This window comes from Streptomyces agglomeratus, from assembly GCF_001746415.1.
Classification (GTDB): Bacteria; Actinomycetota; Actinomycetes; order Streptomycetales; family Streptomycetaceae; genus Streptomyces; species Streptomyces agglomeratus.
On the sequence record NZ_MEHJ01000001.1, the window covers coordinates 209644 to 227780 of the forward strand.

19 protein-coding genes and 1 pseudogene are annotated in these 18137 nt (G+C 69.7%); 11 read left to right on the plus strand and 9 right to left on the minus strand.

The window, feature by feature from the left end; genetic code table 11:
- Positions 1-81 precede the first annotated feature (81 nt).
- From AS594_RS00955 to AS594_RS00965, 3 genes are all read left to right on the plus strand, one after another.
- A complete protein-coding gene (locus AS594_RS00955; protein ID WP_069934027.1) occupies positions 82-1686 on the plus strand; it encodes a CocE/NonD family hydrolase in 1605 nt (534 codons plus the stop codon).
- A gap of 350 nt (positions 1687-2036) precedes the next feature.
- Positions 2037-2597, plus strand: a complete 561-nt coding sequence (locus AS594_RS00960) for a YrhB domain-containing protein (protein WP_069933669.1) — start codon at positions 2037-2039, stop codon at positions 2595-2597.
- 129 nt (positions 2598-2726) lie between these two features.
- Complete coding sequence (locus tag AS594_RS00965) at positions 2727-3374, plus strand: hypothetical protein (protein WP_240508883.1); 648 nt, start codon at positions 2727-2729, stop codon at positions 3372-3374.
- Positions 3375-3737: 363 nt separating this feature from the next.
- Here AS594_RS00965 and AS594_RS00970 read toward each other — a convergent pair whose 3' ends face one another.
- Both AS594_RS00970 and AS594_RS00975 read right to left on the minus strand, forming a co-directional pair.
- Positions 3738-3941: a cold-shock protein gene (locus tag AS594_RS00970; protein ID WP_069933668.1), complete on the minus strand. Its 204-nt coding sequence runs from the start codon at positions 3939-3941 to the stop codon at positions 3738-3740.
- Between the two features lie 895 nt (positions 3942-4836).
- On the minus strand, positions 4837-5175 hold the full coding sequence (locus tag AS594_RS00975) for a WhiB family transcriptional regulator (RefSeq protein WP_069933667.1): 339 nt from the start codon (positions 5173-5175) through the stop codon (positions 4837-4839).
- Positions 5176-5484: 309 nt separating this feature from the next.
- Here AS594_RS00975 and AS594_RS00980 point away from each other — a divergent pair, with 309 nt between their 5' ends.
- Entirely contained in the window at positions 5485-6150 is a 666-nt protein-coding gene (locus tag AS594_RS00980; protein WP_069933666.1) for a BlaI/MecI/CopY family transcriptional regulator, read from the plus strand.
- 129 nt (positions 6151-6279) lie between these two features.
- On the opposite strand, the gene AS594_RS00985 is transcribed toward AS594_RS00980, so the two are convergent.
- The 6 genes from AS594_RS00985 to AS594_RS01010 form a co-directional block, all read right to left on the minus strand.
- The gene (locus tag AS594_RS00985) at positions 6280-6534 is read right to left on the minus strand and encodes a hypothetical protein (RefSeq protein WP_141746899.1); all 255 of its coding nucleotides are present in this window, start codon (positions 6532-6534) and stop codon (positions 6280-6282) included.
- 41 nt (positions 6535-6575) lie between these two features.
- Positions 6576-7124, minus strand: coding sequence for an HAD domain-containing protein (locus AS594_RS00990; protein WP_069933664.1), 549 nt, complete (start codon positions 7122-7124; stop codon positions 6576-6578).
- 610 nt (positions 7125-7734) lie between these two features.
- Positions 7735-8268 (minus strand): GNAT family N-acetyltransferase, encoded by a 534-nt coding sequence (locus tag AS594_RS47810; protein WP_079148376.1) that lies wholly within the window; start codon positions 8266-8268, stop codon positions 7735-7737.
- Positions 8269-8523: a hypothetical protein gene (locus tag AS594_RS01000; protein WP_069925194.1), complete on the minus strand. Its 255-nt coding sequence runs from the start codon at positions 8521-8523 to the stop codon at positions 8269-8271. It abuts the gene before it with no gap.
- A 148-nt stretch (positions 8524-8671) separates the two neighbouring features.
- The gene (locus AS594_RS01005) at positions 8672-10204 is read right to left on the minus strand and encodes a sensor histidine kinase (RefSeq protein WP_069933662.1); all 1533 of its coding nucleotides are present in this window, start codon (positions 10202-10204) and stop codon (positions 8672-8674) included.
- A 15-nt stretch (positions 10205-10219) separates the two neighbouring features.
- Positions 10220-10957 carry a response regulator transcription factor gene (locus tag AS594_RS01010; protein ID WP_069933661.1) on the minus strand — a complete coding sequence of 246 codons (738 nt, stop codon included), beginning with the start codon at positions 10955-10957 and terminating at the stop codon, positions 10220-10222.
- 322 nt (positions 10958-11279) lie between these two features.
- Here AS594_RS01010 and AS594_RS01015 point away from each other — a divergent pair, with 322 nt between their 5' ends.
- The 7 genes and pseudogenes from AS594_RS01015 (at position 11280) to AS594_RS01040 (ending at position 16975) form a co-directional block, all read left to right on the plus strand.
- Positions 11280-11873 (plus strand): carbonic anhydrase, encoded by a 594-nt coding sequence (locus AS594_RS01015; RefSeq protein WP_069925197.1) that lies wholly within the window; start codon positions 11280-11282, stop codon positions 11871-11873.
- A gap of 42 nt (positions 11874-11915) precedes the next feature.
- Entirely contained in the window at positions 11916-13613 is a 1698-nt protein-coding gene (locus AS594_RS01020; RefSeq protein WP_079148375.1) for a SulP family inorganic anion transporter, read from the plus strand.
- Positions 13614-13775: 162 nt separating this feature from the next.
- A pseudogene (locus tag AS594_RS01025) lies at positions 13776-14318 on the plus strand (transposase); the annotation flags it as partial.
- Positions 14319-14407: 89 nt separating this feature from the next.
- Positions 14408-14923 carry a putative immunity protein gene (locus AS594_RS01030; RefSeq protein ID WP_069933660.1) on the plus strand — a complete coding sequence of 172 codons (516 nt, stop codon included), beginning with the start codon at positions 14408-14410 and terminating at the stop codon, positions 14921-14923.
- Between the two features lie 560 nt (positions 14924-15483).
- The gene (locus tag AS594_RS43750; protein WP_141747131.1) at positions 15484-15978 is read left to right on the plus strand and encodes a hypothetical protein; all 495 of its coding nucleotides are present in this window, start codon (positions 15484-15486) and stop codon (positions 15976-15978) included.
- 179 nt (positions 15979-16157) lie between these two features.
- Entirely contained in the window at positions 16158-16409 is a 252-nt protein-coding gene (locus AS594_RS01035) for a site-specific integrase (RefSeq protein WP_069925199.1), read from the plus strand.
- On the plus strand, positions 16406-16975 hold the full coding sequence (locus tag AS594_RS01040) for a hypothetical protein (RefSeq protein WP_240508884.1): 570 nt from the start codon (positions 16406-16408) through the stop codon (positions 16973-16975). Before AS594_RS01035 ends, AS594_RS01040 begins: the two co-directional genes overlap by 4 nt.
- 332 nt (positions 16976-17307) lie before the next feature.
- Here the strand turns inward: AS594_RS01040 and AS594_RS01045 are convergent, their stop codons facing one another.
- On the minus strand, positions 17308-18075 hold the full coding sequence (locus AS594_RS01045) for a thioesterase II family protein (RefSeq protein WP_069925200.1): 768 nt from the start codon (positions 18073-18075) through the stop codon (positions 17308-17310).
- Between the last annotated feature and the right edge of the window lie 62 nt (positions 18076-18137).

Below are 18137 nucleotides of genomic sequence, written 5' to 3' on the forward strand. Positions count from 1 at the left end.
ATGCCACCACGCACGCCCGACGCCATAGCCAGACCAGCCTGGGTGCCACCCGCCGGAAAACCGCCGCTTTCCTCGCGGATGATGAGGGCGACCTGGCGAGGTCTGCCGACGAAACGTCATGAGGCCGGATGGGAGCCGGGACTGTTGGTGCCGGCCGCCGACGGCAGCCCGTTGATCACTGACCATTACTTTCCGCGTGCCAAGGGCGACTTCCCCACTCTCCTGGTCCGCTCGCCCTATGGCCGAGGCCTGCCGTGGTCACCCCAGTACGGCTTACTCTTCGCCGAACAGGGCTTTCACGTGATCCTGCAGAGCTGCCGCGGCACCGGAGGTTCGGGCGGCATGTTCGATCTGTGGCGCAACGAGGCCGCCGACGGCCAGGCCACGATGTCCTGGCTGCGCGAGCAACCCTGGTTCAACGGAACACTGGGGACCGTCGGCCCTAGTTACCTGGGCTACGTGCAATGGGCCCTCGCTTTGGACCCACCGCCAGAACTGAAGGCAATGGTGGTGCAAGTAGGGCTGCACGATCCCTACGCCCTGTTCCACGCAGGTGGTGCGCTTCGCCTGGAAAACGCCCTCGCCGTGGGCGTGGGCATGAACTACCAGCACCAGGGCATGGCACCGTTCCTCAAGGCGACGCTGCGCCTGCAGCGCCGCCTGCGCGACGTCACCACCGCGCAGCCCCTGCGTGGGGCGTACGTGTCAGCCCTAGGAAGCGAGCTGCCTTGGTTGGACGACGTGATGACACACCCGGACGCCAAGGACGCCTACTGGCGCGGCGCGTCGTTGGCGGAGCCGGCGGAGCGGCTCCGCGTGCCCACGGCTCTGATCACCGGATGGCACGACGCACTGGCCGACCAGACCTTCGAGCAGTACGACCGGCTGCGCCAGGCCGGATGTGAGACCGCCCTGCTCGTCGGTCCCTGGACCCACACTTCCGCCCTGCAGCAAGGATGGCCCGAGGTATTCGCCGAAAGCCTCGCGTGGCTGCGCGCCCACCTGTACGCCGATCCCTCCGGCCTGCGTCCCACCGCGGTGCGTGTGCACATCGGCGGCGAAGACACCTGGCGGGACCTCGACGACTGGCCGCCAGCCGCGGCTGCCGCCTCGTGGTACCCCATCCCGGGCGGGCATCTCACCCAGCAGGCCCCCGCAAACTCCGCACCCGTGGCGGCGTTCCGCTACGACCCGGCCGACCCCACCCCCTCCCTGGGCGGCCCACTGCTCTCCCGCACCGCCGGTCCCCGGAACAACGCCACCCTGGAGGCCCGAGACGACGTCCTGACATTCACCGGTCCACCACTGGCCGAGCCCATGGACATCCTGGGCCCCGTCTCCGCACGGCTGAGCATCTCCACCAACACCGGGCACGCCGATGTCTTCACCCGCCTGTGCGACGTAGACCCACAAGGCCGCTCCGTCAACATCTGCGACGGGTTCGTCCGACTCCGGACGGCCGAGCAGGTGCCCTCGCAGGTCACCGTGCCGATGAGCTCCACCGCCCACCGCTTCCCCGTCGGCCACCGCATACGCTGGCAGATCAGCGGAGGCGCCCACCCACGCTACGCCCGCAATCCCGGCACCGGTGCGTCGCCGGTGGACGCCACCACCTTCACATCGGTGCGCATCACGCTCCACACGCACTCGGCACTGGTACTTCCCAGCAGCTCTGGTCCCGCATAATTCGTCAGCCCTCCGGGGAACAGTCGACGAGCCGGGCCGTCCGGCCCGGCTCGCTCCTCCATGCCCTCTTCGCCGTCCAGGTCAACCAAGTCAGGTTTCGCAGCAGCCACCCGGGGGCCCTGAGGCGGCGCTGCATCGGACGGTCGAGGCGTGGCCTGCCGCGCGCAGAGCTGCCGTCCCGCCATGGGAGCCGATGGCCGACTTCACAGGCGCGGGGGGCGGCGGCTGCGAGCAGCGGCTCTGCGCGGCCGCTGGGGCGCGGGTGGGTACGGCACCGCGCGCAGGGCGGCGGGCGTGAGGGGCGGGAAACGTTGTGGGCGTCGTCCGCGTCCGTAGGGGATGCTGCACGCGTGACGGAGCGAGATGCCGCGGTTCGGATCGTGGAAGAAGAGCTGGAATATGACTACCAACGGGAGCTGAGGGCGGGACTGGAGCCTCTGCGCATGGCCGTGTCGCGTGTCGCGCAGCACGAGTTGGCGTGGATCGTCTCGTGGACGTCCGAGGAGTACCTGCGCACCCAAGATTCCCGGTTCGCGCTGGCCGGCAATGGGCCGTACCTGGTGGACCGCCTCGACGGCAGTCTGCACCAGATCGGTGTCCTCTCCGCGGTAACCAGGGCGTGGGAGGCGGACTACCGAGTCCGCATTCGGGGTCAGGTCATACGGACCGCAGTGGACGATCTGCACGATGAAGTCCGAGCGGTGGCAGACGCGCGCGGGAGAATGCACGCCATGCGCACCCTGCGCCAACGGGTTCCCGTGCTCTCCCACGCCCAGGGCATCGCGTACGTGAGCGCCCTGGAGAGCGGCGATGCTCCGGCACAGCTTGTAGCGGTCGCCACCGAAGAGCTGGTACCGCCCGCAGATCCGGTGCTGTCCGTGAAGACTATCCGCCGGGCTGGGCGCGGTTGAGTGCACTGACCTCGTCGGCCGTGCGTGCCCGCTCGCGGACCCTGCGAGCGTCGCAGGGCCCGCCTCGATCACGGTGGTTACCGGGCGTCGATCGCGTCGCGGTAGTCGTCTTCGTTCGTCTGGGGAAGCTTGCTGACGCTGTCGGTCACGGCTGTGATCGCTTTACCGAGGGCTCTTGGCCTGTCCCGGGCCCTTGCCGCCGACGTGTCCGAGCGGCAGAGTGACGTCGTGATCATTCCGTTCTTACGCGACGGCACGCAGGGTGCAGTAACCGTGACGCTGGAGCGCGTCAATGATCCTGCTGCGATCGGCAAGCACCCCTCAGCCGGTGGTTTCCCGTGCTGCACCGCTGAGGTGGACTTTCCGGGCAAGGGTTATCGGGCCCTGTTCGGCTGGGTTCAGCTGGTGCGTTCGACGGACAACTCCTCCGCCGGGGCCGCCTTCGACATGGACCCGTTCTACCTGTTCGAGGATGCCCCGTCGCCGTACGCCTTGTTCGGCATCAATCCCACCCTGTTTGACGCACCGTCACGAATCAAGCGATGCCCTCTGACCTGGACCGCACACAGCTATCTGGCATGGACACCGATGGATGACACTGACCGGCGCGTGCCGCCGCTGGTCGGCTTCTCCTGGGGGTTCAACATCGACTCGGCCAGTCGCATCACGCTGCAACAGGTTCAGTCACTGACAGCTGCGGACTGGGACGTGCACGTGCCCTACCTCGGCACTTCTCATCCAGGGTGGGTGCTCGATGAATCGAAAGCCCGGCAGTAAGCCCTGACGGTCTTCACCGCCTGCCCTCCCGCCTCAAAGCCGGGGCTTCGGGCCGCAGGCGCGCCCGCTGTGCCGGAGCGCGAATTCCTCCGGTGGGCGGTTGACACGCCCGTTCGGCCGGGCGCAGCGCGCGGTGGTCTGCCCGTCGTCGTACGGTCTGGCGGAAGGCCGCCTTTCAGACAGGACGGGCGGCTGCGGCCCTACGTTTTCATTCGCACGTGGCGTAGGGCCGCACACCACAGCAAGGACTCGGGCGCCGCATCCCCGCAGTTGCTTCGATTCCCTGCGCAGGGCGGCGTGTGCCGCTTCGGCAATGCCATCAGGCCCGAAGCGCGCCCCGAGGGTGGGTGTCTCGCTACGGGGTCAGGCCAGGGTGATGTTCTCCGCCTGCGGGCCCTTCTGGCCCTGGGTGATGTCGAAGGTGACGGCCTGGCCTTCCTGGAGCTCGCGGAAGCCGGTCGCGTTGATGTTGGAGTAGTGCGCGAAGACGTCCGGCCCGCCGCCGTCCTGCTCGATGAAGCCGAAGCCCTTTTCGGCGTTGAACCACTTGACGGTTCCGCTGGCCATGCTGCTGCCTTCCGTTGAGATCCGGACCCGCACCGCGCGGCCCCGGATGTGCCTTGGTTGGTACTGCACAGCAAAATGCCCGCACCAGGGCGCGGGCATGCACTGCGAACCACGACATCTGCCAAAACGCTACACGGCCGAACCTCCCGTCACCAGAGAGCAACGACACGGGCCCCACCGCCCTTGAGCCGGGGCGTGGATCCCTTCGACTCTGCGCAAGGTCGTCAGGAAAGCGCGGCCCGAGGCTCTTGCGGGTCAGTCCGCGTCGGAAGCGGGCCCCTGTCGCGCGTGAGGAGACCGACGACTGCGGGGCCCGGATCTCACTCGCGGGCCCCACGGGACCAGGGAACCTGCCCATCGGCTCCGCCAGCCTAACGGCCGCCTCCCGCGTCACGATGACGCCTACCCCCCGGCTCCGACCACAGCTGCGCACGATCGTGTGAGCAGGCATCAGTTCCCGTGCATCCCTTGCTGGTCCGCTGGGTGGTGGGCGGCGGTGGACTGCTCCTGCGCCCGGGAATGCTGTGCCTGCGGCTGCTGGTGCGGCAGGGCGCGGCTTCGACACCCTTGCGCAGACGATCACGCAGCGCTGCGGCGCGTGCTGCGACGTCTGGGCTGCGCGCTCGAGCTGTGCTTCTTCCTCGGCTTTCAGTTGGTCGAGGTCGATGGTCTGCGCCGGCTGTCGCGAGCAGGTCGGTGTAGTCGATGCTGTCGTCGGCGTGCACGTCTGCCGCAGCTACGGGGCTTCTGGTTGAGCTGGTCGATGAAGCGCCGCTTGAGTTCGAGGCTCGGCGGCGGGACGAAGGGTCCCTGTGCGGCCCGCTGCTCGAGCGTCTCGCTCGCCTGCGGGCGCGGTGAGTTGGGCACGGAGGCGGTGACTGGAGGCCCTGGTGGTTCAGCCGGTGTGCCGGGCCGGCGAGGCTGTCGAGGCCGGCGCCGGTGAGCTGGCTCGGGACTGCTCGTGAGCCGATCGCGCCGATTCCAGTACCTGACGCCACGATGTCACGTGGGGTCGGCGGCGTAGCAGTGCTCTGCGCTCGCGTTCGGTCATGCCGCCCCACACGCCGAACTCGATCCGGTTGTCGAGGGCTTCGGCCAGGCACGCGATGCGCACCGGGCATCCGGAGCACACCGTCTTGGCCCGGTTCTGCCGGGCGGCGTCTGCGAACAGGTCCTCCCGGTGGGAGCTGCGGCAGGCCGCGCCCTCGCTCCACTGGGCACTCGAACTCGTCATCTCGTCCCCTCCCTCATCGAGGCTCGCCTCGCCTACGAGCCTATGCCGCAGCCGGGTCGTGCCACTCCCCCACTCCCTCGGTATTCAGGGCCAGGATGGTTGTGCCGGGTGTCTGGCGGGGTGTCGCCGGTGTTGGTTCCGGTCCTCCGGCCGCCGGCCGACCGGGGCACCACTGCCCGCAGGTCTGTGAGTTCGGCCTTGAAGACATGTACCCGCAAGGGGTGCGGATCGCGCAGGAAGGCATCTACAGCCTCTCAGGGATGGGTAGCATCCGGCGGCAACAACCAAGCACGAGGAGAGTGGTTCCCTGTGGCCGAGAACAACACCCCCATTCAGAGCAGGTATGCGCAGCAGTATGCCGCCGATCTCAAGGCGAACCGTGAGGAGCAGGCGGAGCTGCGTGGGCGTTTGAAGCAACTGCAGAGCGATGAGAAGTGGCTGGTGGTGCAGCTGCAGGACGCACCCGTGGCCGAGGAGTCTGCTGCACCGGCCGAGGCTGAAGCACCGCAGGCTGTGCCGCGGCCGCGACAGGAGTTGGCGCCGGAGGCCGCCGCTCCTTCCGGTACCAAGAAGAGGGTGGCGCGGACCAAGGCGTCGGCCAAGAGGGCGGCCGCGCCGAAGAAGAAGGCGCCCGTCAACAAGGCACCGGCGAAGAAGGCAACCAAGGCAGGCGCCGAGGCTACGACGAGTGTTGAGCCGCCGCTGCACGAGGTTGTTCTGGGCGTTCTGCGTGCTCAGACCGGGCATCCGCACCTGGCCCGCGAGGTCCACACCGAATTGGCGGAGAAGCACGGCCGGTCGACCTCGATCCAGGTGGTGCGCAACAGCCTGGAGAGCCTCGTCAAGAAGGGAAGCATCGAGAAGGAGAGCAAGCAGAACTCGGTGATGTACACCGCGCCCGTGGACGCCGATGCCGCGTCGGTGTCCGAGCCGGCCGCCGAGAAGGTGAGCGAGAAGGTCCCGGCGGACGCCTAGTGTCCTGAGCGACGAAGGGTGCCTGGGCAGCAGCACGGGGGGTGGCTTGAAGGTGGAAGGGCGGTGCTGCTCCCCCAGGCGTTCGGGCGGGGGAACTGCGGCGCGAACTGCCCCAACAGGAGCAGATCCTCAGACCCCGGCCGTGCAGAACACGCACGTCTCCCAGAGCGGCAGCGCGTTCAGTACCCGGTGACGTACGCACGAAGCCATCGCGGCTTCCTGCGGGCTCAACAGGGTGCCCGTGCCGGCCCTCGCGGTCCCGGGGTTGAACTCCTCCACCATCGCCCGGTACGTGCGCAGGTACCCTTCGGCCCGGGGCGGCTCGTAGGTAAGTTCCTCCCACCGGTGGCGGGACAGCGCCAGATCGCGTGCAGAGCCGCTCATGTGGAACCACGTCACAGCCGGTTGCCGACCGGCTGTTGAGTTCAGTTCAGGGTGGTCGCCCACGCTGTCAGCGCGGCGAAGTCGTCGAGAGCAAGGCCGTATCGGGGGTCGACTCGGTGGAGTAGGGCGGGGCCGTCGTGGTGCTCCTTGACCCAGGTTCGGTCTGCCTCGGTGATGTCGTCGTCGATCCAGGCGAAGGCCCGGCCTTTCGCCCACGTGACGATCTCAGGCGTCTTCCAGAACACACCGTTGTCGGGCACGGGGCGCGGCGAGGACCAGGCGATGAAGGGCAGCTCGGGCAATCCCAGGACCGGTGCGACGTAGGCGTTGGCCTCTTCTTCCCACGTTGTTGCCCACACCAGGTCGAAGGGCAGCGCGTCCAGGGCCGGGCCGTGATCCGGGTTGAGCCACACCCGCAGCGGTTTCATCCGCTTGTTCGGCAGCCCCCACTCGGTCAGGCGGCGCCGCTCGGCGGCTTCCCAGCGTGGTGTGAGGAGCCGGTGCGTCTCATAGCCGGCGGGCCTCCGGTGCGGCTTGGCGGCATACGGATTGAGCGGTCCGTCCACGTCCACCAGCAGCGTTGGGCGCATCAGCCCACCCTTCTTTGGTCCTGGGGTCGCACGGTAGCGGCCGATGACGACAGGACCCAGCGATATTCCCGGAAGGCAGCGATCCGGGTAAGTCAAGGCGGGCGGTGGTCGTCTCCACCCTTTGTCGGTGTACGCCCGTACGCGTCCAGTCAGGTCGCCGCTCCGGTCCCTTCGGTGCTCGGCTGTCACGGACAGCTGGGTCAGGTGACTGACCAGGGCTGTTGTCGTGGTTCCGGTTCGCCTGGTGCGGCGGGCGGATGAGGATGCGCGGGTTGAGGGGGCCGGGGGTGAACCGGCGGCGTATGTAGGCGCGGTGGGAGAGCCGGCTGTTGGGCACGGACGACGAGTCCGGCCTGGTGGGTGTCGGCCAGGCGCAGTGCACAGTGCACCAGCCGGCCTGCCGAGAGCGGGTCGTCTTCGTGGGCGACGAGGGTGGGCCAGCGCGGGGCGCGGCAGGCCCACGGTCGAGGGCTTGGGCTTTAGAGCGGCAAGGGGGAGCCGGGGATGGTGGCCGGGTCTGCTCGCCAGGGCGGAGCGCGGTACGAGGTCGCCCCCCGCGGCCGGGACGAGGTCTCCCGGCCGCGGGGCCGTGTGGGGCGGCGGCTGTGGTTCAGCGGCGGCTGGTGGCGCGGGGACGCGCACGGCCCCGTTTCCGGTACAGGGGCGGGGCCGGGGGTGGGGCGGGTTCAGTTGGCGCTGGTGAGGGGGCTGCGTCCGCCCCCGGCCCCGTCGCGGGACAGCGCCGGGGGGACGGATTGGGCCGGTGCCAGGCGGTCAGTTCAGGAGGCCGGTGACGGTCGTCAGGCCCCGCTGTTGGGTGAAGGTGACGGTGGGGTCGAGCGGCTTGACGGCGTGCTTCCAGCCCGGGTTCGTGCCGGGTGAACAGTCCGAGGTGCGGGAGGTCCACGGCCAGGCTGGGAAGGATGGTGAAGCCGTGTGCCGTGAAGAAGCGCTTCTTGACGTGCTCGTGGCGCAGGGTCAGGGCCCGGTAACCGGCGTTGCGGAAGTCGGTCTCGACGCGGGTCAGGATGCGGGTTGCGATCCCCTGGCGGCGGTGGTCGGGGTGAACGGCGATGGTGTCGATGTTACTGACCCGGCCGGTGAGGGTGTGCCGTAGGCGGGCGGGGATCTGACGGTCGAGCATCTACTGGGCCGGGCCTACGTGGACGGCACCGACGAGGGTGCCGTCGGCGGTTTCGGCGAACAGGAAGTGGTTCAGGCCGTGAGTGAACGGCCCGCTCTCGGCCCGCAGGGCCGCTGCGATTGTCTTCTTGAGGGCGGGGAGTTGATCGGCAGGGACTCGGAGGTCGACGAGCAGGGTGAGGTCGAAGTACGTATCGAGTCCGTCGGCCCGCACGGGGCGGATGGTGATGCTGGGGGCGGGGGTGAGGGTGGTCATGTTGGGTGTGATTGAAGGCCGCGTCCACCGGATCAGGACGCTCACGCACCAGATGTGCGGCCGCGCTGGGTTCGCCTGCTCCGACCGCTCCTCCGGCTCCGCGAGTGGGCCTCCTCGGGTCCAGTCGCTCCTCCCCGCTGCCGCTCGCTCACGGCCGGGCGCCGCTGTGCGGCCTGGAGCGGAGGCGGGGGACGGGCACGGTCCTCAGGGTGGGCCATTGCCGGAGCGCCTCGCCCCGGCCGGGCGCCGGTCCGGTCCCGCCGCGTGACGGGACGGCGAGCAGCCGTACCACGGCGTCGATGCCGCCCCGGGCTGCCTCTTCCAGGACGACGTGGCCGCCACCGGCGACGGCGAGCCGCTGCACCAGGGACAGACCGAGGCCGCTGCCGCCGTCGGTGGAGCCCGGTGCCCGCCAAAACCGGTCGAAGGCGCGTTCCCGCTGCTCCGGCGTCATCCCCGGGCCCTCGTCGATGACATGCAACTCGGCGTACTGCGGACGGTGTTCGCGGTGCCCGCGGCGCGGCGCGCGGGGGAGCCGGCGGTCCAGCAGCACCACGGACCCGCGCCCCGATACCCGGAGGGCGTTGGAGAGCAGGTTGTCCACGATCTGCTCCACGGCGCCCGGTACGGCGAGGGCGTGCCCGGCGTGCTCCACACCCAGCGCCAGCCGGCAGCCCCGCGCCGCGAACACGGGGCCCCAGGTCTCCACGCGTTCCAGAGCGATGCGGTCAAGGTCCACCGGCACGCGTGTGACCGCCTGTTCGTCGAGCCGCGCCATCGCCAGCAGCCCCTCGACCATCCGGCCCAGCCGGTCCGTCTCGGTCACCGCCGCCGTCAGTCCGCCCCTCGCGTGGGCGGCCACGTCCGGCTCCAGGTTGTCCAGGCGCAGCCGCAGCGCGGCCAGCGGTGTCCTGAGCTGGTGCGAGGCCTCGCCGGCGAACGCGCGCTGCGAGGCGAGCAGGTGCTCCAGACGTGCGGCCGTCTCGTTGAACGTGACTGCGAGCCGCCGGACCTCGGGCGGGCCGGTCGACGTGGCCAGGGTCGCCCGCACCGAGAGGTCGCCCTCGGCGAGGCGGGCCGTGGCCCGCTCCAGCTCCAGGACGGGCCGGCTGGTCCAGCGGGCCAGCCAGAACGCCACCCCCGCCACAGCCGTCAGGGCCAGCAGGCCCACCGCCGCCAGGGTCAGCCACACGCCGTGGACCCGCTGGCGCACGGTCTCGCCAGGGAGGGTGACGCGTACGGCACCGTAGCGGGAGGGGCCGAACGGCACCGGCGCCGCGGCGGCCGGCACCCCCACCCCGCCGCCCACCGGAGCGGTACGGACACCGACGGCCGCCCGCCCCCGCAGCGCGGACCGCACCTCCCGGGTGCCGGCCAGATCCGATACCTGATTGGGTGTCAGCGGCCGGGACGACGCGGCGGGGCGGCCGGAAGCGTCGAAGACGACCACCTCGCCGCCGATGCGTTCGGCGCAGTGCGCCACCCGGTCCTCCAGGGCGCTGATCCGCCCGCCCTCCAGCGAGACCGCGGCGTACGCGGCCAGCGACTCCGCCTCGTCCTCGGCGGCCCGGGTGGCGCGTTGTTGTTCGGCCCGGCCGTAGACGATGCCCAGAGGCACCTCCAGGCACAGCAGAACCAGGAGGGCCACCGTCAGGTAGCTCAGGAGCAGGCGGCGGGTCATGGCGTTTCCCGCCCCTCAGCCGCGCGACGCGGGGACGAAGAGGCGGAACCCCACTCCCCGGACCGTGTGGATCCAGGCGGGATCGCCCAGTTTGCGCCGCAGGGCCGCCACATGGACGTCGAGGGTCTTGGTGGGGCCGTGGAAGTGCGGGTCCCACACCTGGTCGAGGATCTGCTGGCGCGAGTACACCGCGCCCGGGTCCTCGGCCAGCAGCGCCAGCAGGTCGAACTCCTTGGGCGTCAGGGCCAGCAGGGCGTCGCCCACCCACGCCAGGCGGGTACGGCGGTCCACCACCAGCGCCTCCGGCCGGAGCGGCGCCGGGCCGGCGGCGCCGGCCCCCGGCAGACGCGCGTGCCCGGCTTGCGGCACGGCGGGCACGGGGAGGGCCGCGTGCGGCGCCCCGGCGCGCGTGCGGCGGGTCACGGCGCGGATCCGTGCGATGAGCTCCCGCATGCTGAAAGGTTTCGCCAGATAGTCGTCGGCCCCCATCTCGAGCCCCACCACCCGGTCCGCTTCCTCGCCGCGGGCGGTCAGCATGATGATGGGCACGTGGGAGACCTGCCGGATCCGGCGGCAGACGTCGATGCCGTCCATGTCCGGCAGACCGAGGTCCAGCAGCACGATGTCCCCGAACGGCCCGGCGAGCGCATCCCCGCCCGTCGCCACCCGGTCGACCGCCAGTCCGTAACGGGAGAGCCCCTCGGCCAGCGGTTCGGCGATGGATTCGTCGTCCTCGACGAGCAGCACCCGCATACGTCGTTCCCGTCCTTCCGGATCCCACCGCGGCGCGACGTGCCGAACGGCGCCCGGAATGCGTCAACTGCCGTTTCCCGAAGCATCTGTTCGAGATTTCGCACCGTACAACAGGGCCAGTCGCCAGATGCCGCCGTCTTCGCTCTTCGAGCGATACCTCACACCTTCCCGCGGCGAAGTTCTGGGCGATTGCTGGACTCTCGTTAGCCAATCGCTGGCCTGCGCCTTGAGGACGGCTTCCTAGTGTCGTCCGCACAGTCCCCGGGCACCGTGCCGCACCGCCGCACCAGCCCGTACTGCCCCGATCAGGAGGACACCACTCATGCAGGCCCTTCTCGACCACGCCCGTTCCTTCCACCAGCGGGTCGCCGACGCCGGTGACACTTACCGGCGCCTCGCCGACGGCCAGTCCCCGCAGGCCCTCGTCATCAGCTGCTCGGACTCCCGCGTCGTTCCCTCGCTGATCACCGGAGCGAGCCCCGGTGAGATCTTCGAACTGCGCAACGCTGGCAACATCGTTCCGCCGCGCTGGGCGGCCGACGCGTCCGGCGAGGTGGCCACCATCGAGTACGCCCTCAATGTGCTCGGCATCCGTGACGTCGTCGTCTGCGGCCACTCCCACTGCGGCGCCATGAGCGCGCTCGCCTCCGGACGCGACCTTTCGCTCCTCCCCGGTGTCGACGCGTGGCTGTCCCTGGTGCGCCCCGTGCTGACCTCCCGGACTCCGGACGACGCCGGCTCCGTCGAACGGCTGGTCCAGCTCAACGTGGTGCACCAGCTGGCGACGCTGGGCACCTACCCCGTGGTCCGCGACCTCCTGGACGACGGCTCGCTGCGGCTCCACGGCTGGTACTACCGCGTCGACACCGGCGAACTCCACGAGCTGGGCGAGGACGGCACCTTCGCGCCCCACTGACCGCCCAGCCCGCTTCCGGCCCGCACAAGGAGTCCCCCCACCATGTCCTCCCCGTCCCCGCCCCGACAGCGAGCCCGGCACGCCCGCCCCACCGGCCCCCGCTACACCACCCGTGCCGCCGGCCCCTCCACGCCGACTCCCGCGCCCCCGGCGGCGGCGCCGGGACTCGTCGCCGAACTGCGCGGCGCGTCCCTCGGTACGGAGATCACCGCCTCGTTCGTGGTCTTCCTGGTCGCCCTCCCGCTGTGCATCGGGGTCGCCGTGGCGTCCGGCGCGCCGCCCGAGCTGGGGATCGTCTCCGGCATCGTCGGCGGACTGGTGGTCGGCCTCATGCGCGGCAGTGCGCTCCAGGTGAGCGGGCCCGCCGCCGGCCTGGCGGCACTGGTCGCCGAGGCCGTGCTGGAACACGGACTGGCCATGCTCGGCATCATCGTCCTGGCCACCGGCCTGCTCCAGATCGTTCTGGCACTCGTACGCCTGGGCCGCATGTTCCAGGCCATCTCGGTCGCGGTCGTCCAGGGCATGCTCGCCGGGATCGGACTGCCGCTGATGATCGGTCAGTCGTACGCCGTCGCCGACTCGAAGGCGCCGGGCACGCCGATGGAGAACCTGCTGGGGCTGCCCGGACTGGTCACCAGGACCTTCGGTACGCCCGACGCGCTCGTCGCCGCCGCGCTCGGGACGATCACCGTGCTCCTCAGCTTCCTCTGGAAGAAGGCGCCGGGCCCACTGAGCCGGGTGCCCGCCGCACTCGTCGCCGTCGTCCTCGGGATGGGCGTCGCCGCACTGCCGGGCGTCGACATCAAGACCCTCCAGGTCGGCGACCTCCTCGGCTCCGTCCACCTGCCGGGACCCGGGGAACTCGCGGGACTGGCCGACCCGGCGGTCATCGCCACCATCCTCACCTTCACCGCGATCGCGTCGGCGGAGAGCCTGTTCACCGCCGCCGCCGTGGACCGCATGCACACCGGACCGCGCACCCGCTACAACACCGAACTGCTCTCCCAGGGCATCGGCAACACCGTCTGCGGCGCCCTCGGGGCACTGCCCATGACGGCCGTCGTAGCCCGCAGCTCCGCCAACGTCCAGGCCGGCGCACGTACGCGCCTCTCACGTACCTTGCACGGCCTGTGGCTCCTCGCCTTCGCGCTCCTGCTCCCCGGCCTGCTCGCCCTCATCCCCATCACGGTCCTGGCCGGCGTCCTCGTGCACAGCGGATGGAAGCTGTTCGCCCCGGAACAGTTCCGCCTGCTGTGGAAGCAGGATCGCGGCGAAGCCACCGTCATGGCCGTCACCACGCTGGCCATCTTCGGTACGGCGCTGCTGGAGGGCGTCCTGGTCGGACTGGCGGCCGGGACCCTGCTCGCGGTGCTGCGCATGTCGCGGACCACCTTCCGGCAGACGACCGACGCTCAGACGGCGAAGCTGATCATCACGGGCAGCGCCACCTTCGTCCGGCTCCCGCAGCTGCTGGAAGCCCTCGAAGCGCTCTCGGCCGCCGGAACACCCCGCATGCGCCTGGACCTGACGGCCCTGACGCACCTGGACCACGCGTGCCGGACCCAGATCGACGAGTTCGTAGCCCAGCAGCGCAAGACCGGATCCGTACGGGTCGAAGTCCTCCTGCCCGACCGCGCCGACAGGCACCCGGGCGCCGGGGGACCGGTGCTCGAGGAGGTGAGCGGGGAGGGGGACCGGGAGGCAGACGGATTTGTCTGGTTCGCCGACACCGGGCGCTGACGCGCGTTCACGCAGGGCGCCGGGTGAACCATGCCTCGGCATCGGGACTTCCGGCTCGGGTGATGGGGGCCGGGCTCGCGCCCCTTCGGGCGGGGCCCGGCGGCACCCGGACCGGGGACTGTAAAACGTTCGGTGTAACTCCCGATCATGGAAGATGCATCGATGACCAGCAACAACGTGACCGAGGCCGAGTCTGCAGAGCCGTCTGAGGCGGTGTCGGTGAAGTCTGTGGACGACCGTCTGATCGATGAGTTGGTGGGCCGGGCTCAGGCTGAGGGGCTCCAATTGACCGGCGAAGGCGGGCTGCTCCAGCAGCTGACGAAGCGGCTGCTGGAGTCCGCTCTCGAGGGCGAGATCACCGACCACCTCGGCTACGACAAGCACGATCCGGCCGGGAAGAACAGCGGCAACTCGCGCAATGGCACCCGAGCCAAGACCGTGCTGACCGACGTCGGCCCGGTCGAGATAACCGTGCCCCGGGGCCGGGAAGGCAGCTTCGAGCCGAAGATCGTCAAGAAGCGGCGGAAGCGCCTTTCCGGTGTGGACGAGATGGTCATCTCGCTCGCGGCCAAGGGCCTGACAACCGGAGAGGTCCAGGCCCACCTGGCCGAGGTCTATGGCGCCGAGGTCTCCCGCCAGACGATCTGCACAATCACCGACAAGGTCCTCGAGGGCATGGCCGAGTGGCAGAACCGGCTCCTCGACCCTGCTTGAGTTCTATCGGTGGTTGCGAACGTGGATCGCCCACCGGGTTCACAGGCTTCGCTTCATCCCAGCAGGAAGGAATGTCAGCCATGATTCTCCCGAAGGTCAGGGACCCTCGCTTCGTGACGATCCGCCGCGGTGGGACCCTCACTGATTCGGATCACCATCTCCTCGCCCTTTGGGCGGCAGCTTGCGCCGAGCACGTCCTTGACCTCTTCGAGTCGGCCAAGTCTGAGGACCCACGGCCGCGCCAGGCGATCGAACATGCCCGCGCCTGGGTGCGTGGCGAGGTCAAGATGATGCAGGCCCGCGCGGCGGGCGGCCATGCGATGGGCGCGGCTCGAGACCTGCATGGCGCAGCACGGTATGCCGCCTACGCCGCCGGCCAGGCCGCAGTCGTCGCACACGTCGCCGCGCACGAGCTCGGAGCGGCTGCCTATGCGATCAAGGCCGCACGCGCCGGCACACCAAAAGGCGAGAGTGAGGCCGCAGGGCGACGCGAGTGCCAGTGGCAGCGCGACCAGCTCCCAAAGAAGATTCGCGAACTCGTACTTGACGACCAGCGATTGCGCAACGACATCTGCTGGTCGGTGTTCGGTTGCTGAGGACACGTCGGGCGCCAGCACCGCCCATACGAAACTCATCCACCCCAGCGCCGCCCGGCCTGCGAGCCACCTCAGCCGCAGGAGCAGGAGCAGGGTTACGCGGGCAAGACGGCACGGCGTGCGGGGCGGGGCCGTGCCGATGTGCGGCGTTACAGGGCGTGGCAGGTGGCAGTAACGGCCGGGCGAACGCGAGGCGGCGGCCGCATTGATGTACTGCGGGGTACACGGCTCATGTGCAGCCGGGCGCGGCCGACGACATCGTCGATAGGCGACGTTCTGGGGGAGCCGCGCTTTTGGTCGCGGGGGATGGTGGTGGCGAAGATGTCGGACCTGCGCTCGGGTCGCCCTCGTGTGCATATCGCCGGCGGCTTCGGGGCTGGTTGACCATGAGTCAGAACTATGAGGCGCATGTTTCGGGGAGACATTCATGTAACAAACGATGTGCCTCAATTACCGCAGGAACGATTCACCAGGCAGAACTTATCCAGGGCGATAAAAAAGGCACGCCCGCTTGAACCCAGCCATACAAGAAGACCTCGCCCATCTGCTAATCTCCCCATGTGTCGCGCATTGATTCGAAATATCAAGATGCCATCGGGGCGGGTGTTATTGCGGCAAGCGGAATCGCCGTTCCTGGTCTTTTCGTACCGACGCTCGACATGGCCGGCGTGGGTGCCACGTGGGCGGTGATGATAGGCGCAATCGCCAAGAAAGCCGGACACGATCTGAGCCTGACGGTCACCGCGAAGCTTGCGGCAGCAGGCGTAAGCGCAGTTTCTGGCTACGTTTTAGGATCGAAATTACTGACATGGGCCGCAGCACCCTTGATTTTAGCCTTTCCGGTGGCAGGAGTTCCGGCCGCAGTCGCAGTGAATGCCACCCTTAATGGCCTGTTCACTCTCCGCCTCGGCGTGGCGTGTGCGAACAAGTTCTCCCGCCCTAATTTTCACGCAATGGATGCGATGGAATTTGCTCTGGACATCAGCGGATTCCTGATCAAGATGCCCAAGAAAGAGGAACTGGTGCTGGTAAAGGACCTCCTGGCGAAGTTCTAGCCTCGATCGTCCATGAGCGGAACCTGCTCTCCAAAGCCAACTGCCGGAACGAGTCCGGGCGACTGGATTCTCCCTGCTCTACGCAGCAGCCGGCGTCGGATACGGCGCGCCGGTCTCGGCGTGCGGAGGTACCGAACCCGATCGGATCCGCCGGTCTCGCTCTGAAGTACCTGGTCAAGGTGCTTAGCAAGATTGACCAAGGCACCCGGATCGGGCGCCGCGACGCGGCGATGCTCGTCCTGCAGTACGGCATGCTCTACCGCTCAATCAAGGTCACCAACCTCATGGCAGGCTCACCGGACCGGCACGATGACGACGGCGAGGGGGCGCCGCGCGGGGTGAAGGTCTCCGCGGCGATCGCTGTTGTTCTGTTCGTGGTGTTCGTGATCGTGCACCTGGCGGGTGGCGGCATGACGGGGCATACGCCGTGACCGCGTTCCCGCTGCGGCTGCGGCTGCGGCTGCGGCTGCGGCTGCGGCTGCGGCTGCGGCTGCGCAAGCTGACGCTCACGGCTCACGTCACTGCCTCGGTAGGCTGGCTGGGCTCGGTCGCGGCCTTCCTGGCCCTCGCCGTCGCCGGGCTGACCAGCAGCGAGCCCCAGATGGTGCGGGGCGCATACCTGGCCATGGACGTGATCGGCTGGTACGTGATCGTCCCGTTCAGCGTCGCCTCCTTGCTGACCGGCCTGGTGCAGTCGTTCGGCACGGTGTGGGGGCTGCTGCGGCACTACTGGGTCATCGCGAAACTTCTGATCACCGTGGGCGCGACCGTTCTGCTGCTGGTCCACATGCAGCCGGTCGGACACCTGGCCGACGCGGCTGCCCGGGCCGCCCTCGCGGGAGGCGAGCTTCAGGGCATGCGCATCCAGTTGATCGCGGACGCGGCCGCCGCTCTGCTGGTGCTCCTGACGGCGGCCGCCCTGTCGGTGTTCAAGCCGCGCGGGTTGACCCGCTACGGGCGCCGCCGCCAACGCGAGCAGATCCCCCGGCCGCGCTGATCTCCACCGCCGGGGGCCGTGCTGGCCTGTCCGCAGGCCAGGTGGGCGCCGGCAGGGCCGCATCAGGGCTGGCAGCGGATCCATCCGGTCACCGACTGGTCAGACACTGGCCGCGGCGTCTCGCAGTCGACAGCGCGGTCGCTGAACGACTTCATGCCGACGAGCCTGACGTACGCGTCGGTCAGCTCGCGCCGCACGTGCGGGAAGCTGGTGACGGAGCGCTCCGTCGGGGGCTCTGCAGGACGACCTGCTGCTGGCAGGCCATGGCAACGTGCTGCAGCAGGATCGCCGCGCTGTGCGGAGGTCTCACGGCGCGACGGGCAGGCCGGTCCTCATGCCCGGTCGGACGCCTCCAGCTGGGTGGCCATGAGGCGGACGATCTCCGTCTGGTGCTGGGCCAGGAAGAAGTGGCCGCCGGGGAAGACCTTCAGCATGAAGGGGCCGTCGGTGTGCCCGGACCAGGCGGCGGCCTCCTCCACGGTGACCTTCGGGTCGTCGTCGCCGACGAGGCAGGTCACGGGGCAGCGCAGGGGCGGCCCGGGTTCCCAGACGTAGGTCTCGGCTGCGCGGTAGTCCGCCCGGATGGCCGGGAGGATCATGCGCAGGACTTCCTCGTCGCCCAGCAGCTGGGGGTTGGTGCCGCTGAGGCCGCGCATCTCGGCGACGAGGCCGTCGTCGTCGCGCAGGTGGAGGGTCTCGTCACGGTGCGTGGACGGGGCGCGGCGGCCGGAGGCGATGAGGGCGGCGGGCATGACGCCCCGCTCCTGCTCCAGCCGTCGGGCGATCTCGTAGGCGAGGGAGGCGCCCATGCTGTGGCCGAACAGGGCGATGGGCCGGTCGGTCCAGGGCAGGAGGGCCTCGTAGACCTTGTCGGCGAGCGCCGGTACGGAGTCCAGGAGAGGTTCGGTGCGGCGGTCCTGGCGGCCGGGGTACTGCACGCACAGCACGTCGACGCTGTCGGGCATGGACCGGGAAACGGGGAAGTAGAAGCTGGCGGAGCCGCCCGCGTGGGGCAGGCAGACCAGCCGGGCGCGGCTGTCGGGGCGCGGGTGGAACCTGCGGATCCAGAGGCTGTTGTTCTCGGTGAGCGCGGAGTTCACGGAGTCGTTCCTTTTCGGTTTCGGTTCGACCGCCCGCCGTGGCGGGGCGTTCGCCGGGAGGA

Excerpts from the sequence above, each read along its gene's own strand:
- AS594_RS00955 (WP_069934027.1), top strand. The coding sequence starts at position 82 with ATGAGGGCGACCTGGCGAGGTCTGCCGACGAAACGTCATGAGGCCGGA.
- AS594_RS00970 (WP_069933668.1), bottom strand. The coding sequence starts at position 3,941 with ATGGCCAGCGGAACCGTCAAGTGGTTCAACGCCGAAAAGGGCTTCGGC.
- AS594_RS00975 (WP_069933667.1), bottom strand. The coding sequence starts at position 5,175 with ATGACGAGTTCGAGTGCCCAGTGGAGCGAGGGCGCGGCCTGCCGCAGC.
- AS594_RS00985 (WP_141746899.1), bottom strand. The coding sequence starts at position 6,534 with ATGAGCGGCTCTGCACGCGATCTGGCGCTGTCCCGCCACCGGTGGGAG.
- AS594_RS00990 (WP_069933664.1), bottom strand. The coding sequence starts at position 7,124 with ATGCGCCCAACGCTGCTGGTGGACGTGGACGGACCGCTCAATCCGTAT.
- AS594_RS47810 (WP_079148376.1), bottom strand. The coding sequence starts at position 8,268 with ATGCTCGACCGTCAGATCCCCGCCCGCCTACGGCACACCCTCACCGGC.
- AS594_RS01000 (WP_069925194.1), bottom strand. The coding sequence starts at position 8,523 with ATGACCACCCTCACCCCCGCCCCCAGCATCACCATCCGCCCCGTGCGG.
- AS594_RS01005 (WP_069933662.1), bottom strand. The coding sequence starts at position 10,204 with ATGACCCGCCGCCTGCTCCTGAGCTACCTGACGGTGGCCCTCCTGGTT.
- AS594_RS01010 (WP_069933661.1), bottom strand. The coding sequence starts at position 10,957 with ATGCGGGTGCTGCTCGTCGAGGACGACGAATCCATCGCCGAACCGCTG.
- AS594_RS01015 (WP_069925197.1), top strand. The coding sequence starts at position 11,280 with ATGCAGGCCCTTCTCGACCACGCCCGTTCCTTCCACCAGCGGGTCGCC.
- AS594_RS01020 (WP_079148375.1), top strand. The coding sequence starts at position 11,916 with ATGTCCTCCCCGTCCCCGCCCCGACAGCGAGCCCGGCACGCCCGCCCC.
- AS594_RS01030 (WP_069933660.1), top strand. The coding sequence starts at position 14,408 with ATGATTCTCCCGAAGGTCAGGGACCCTCGCTTCGTGACGATCCGCCGC.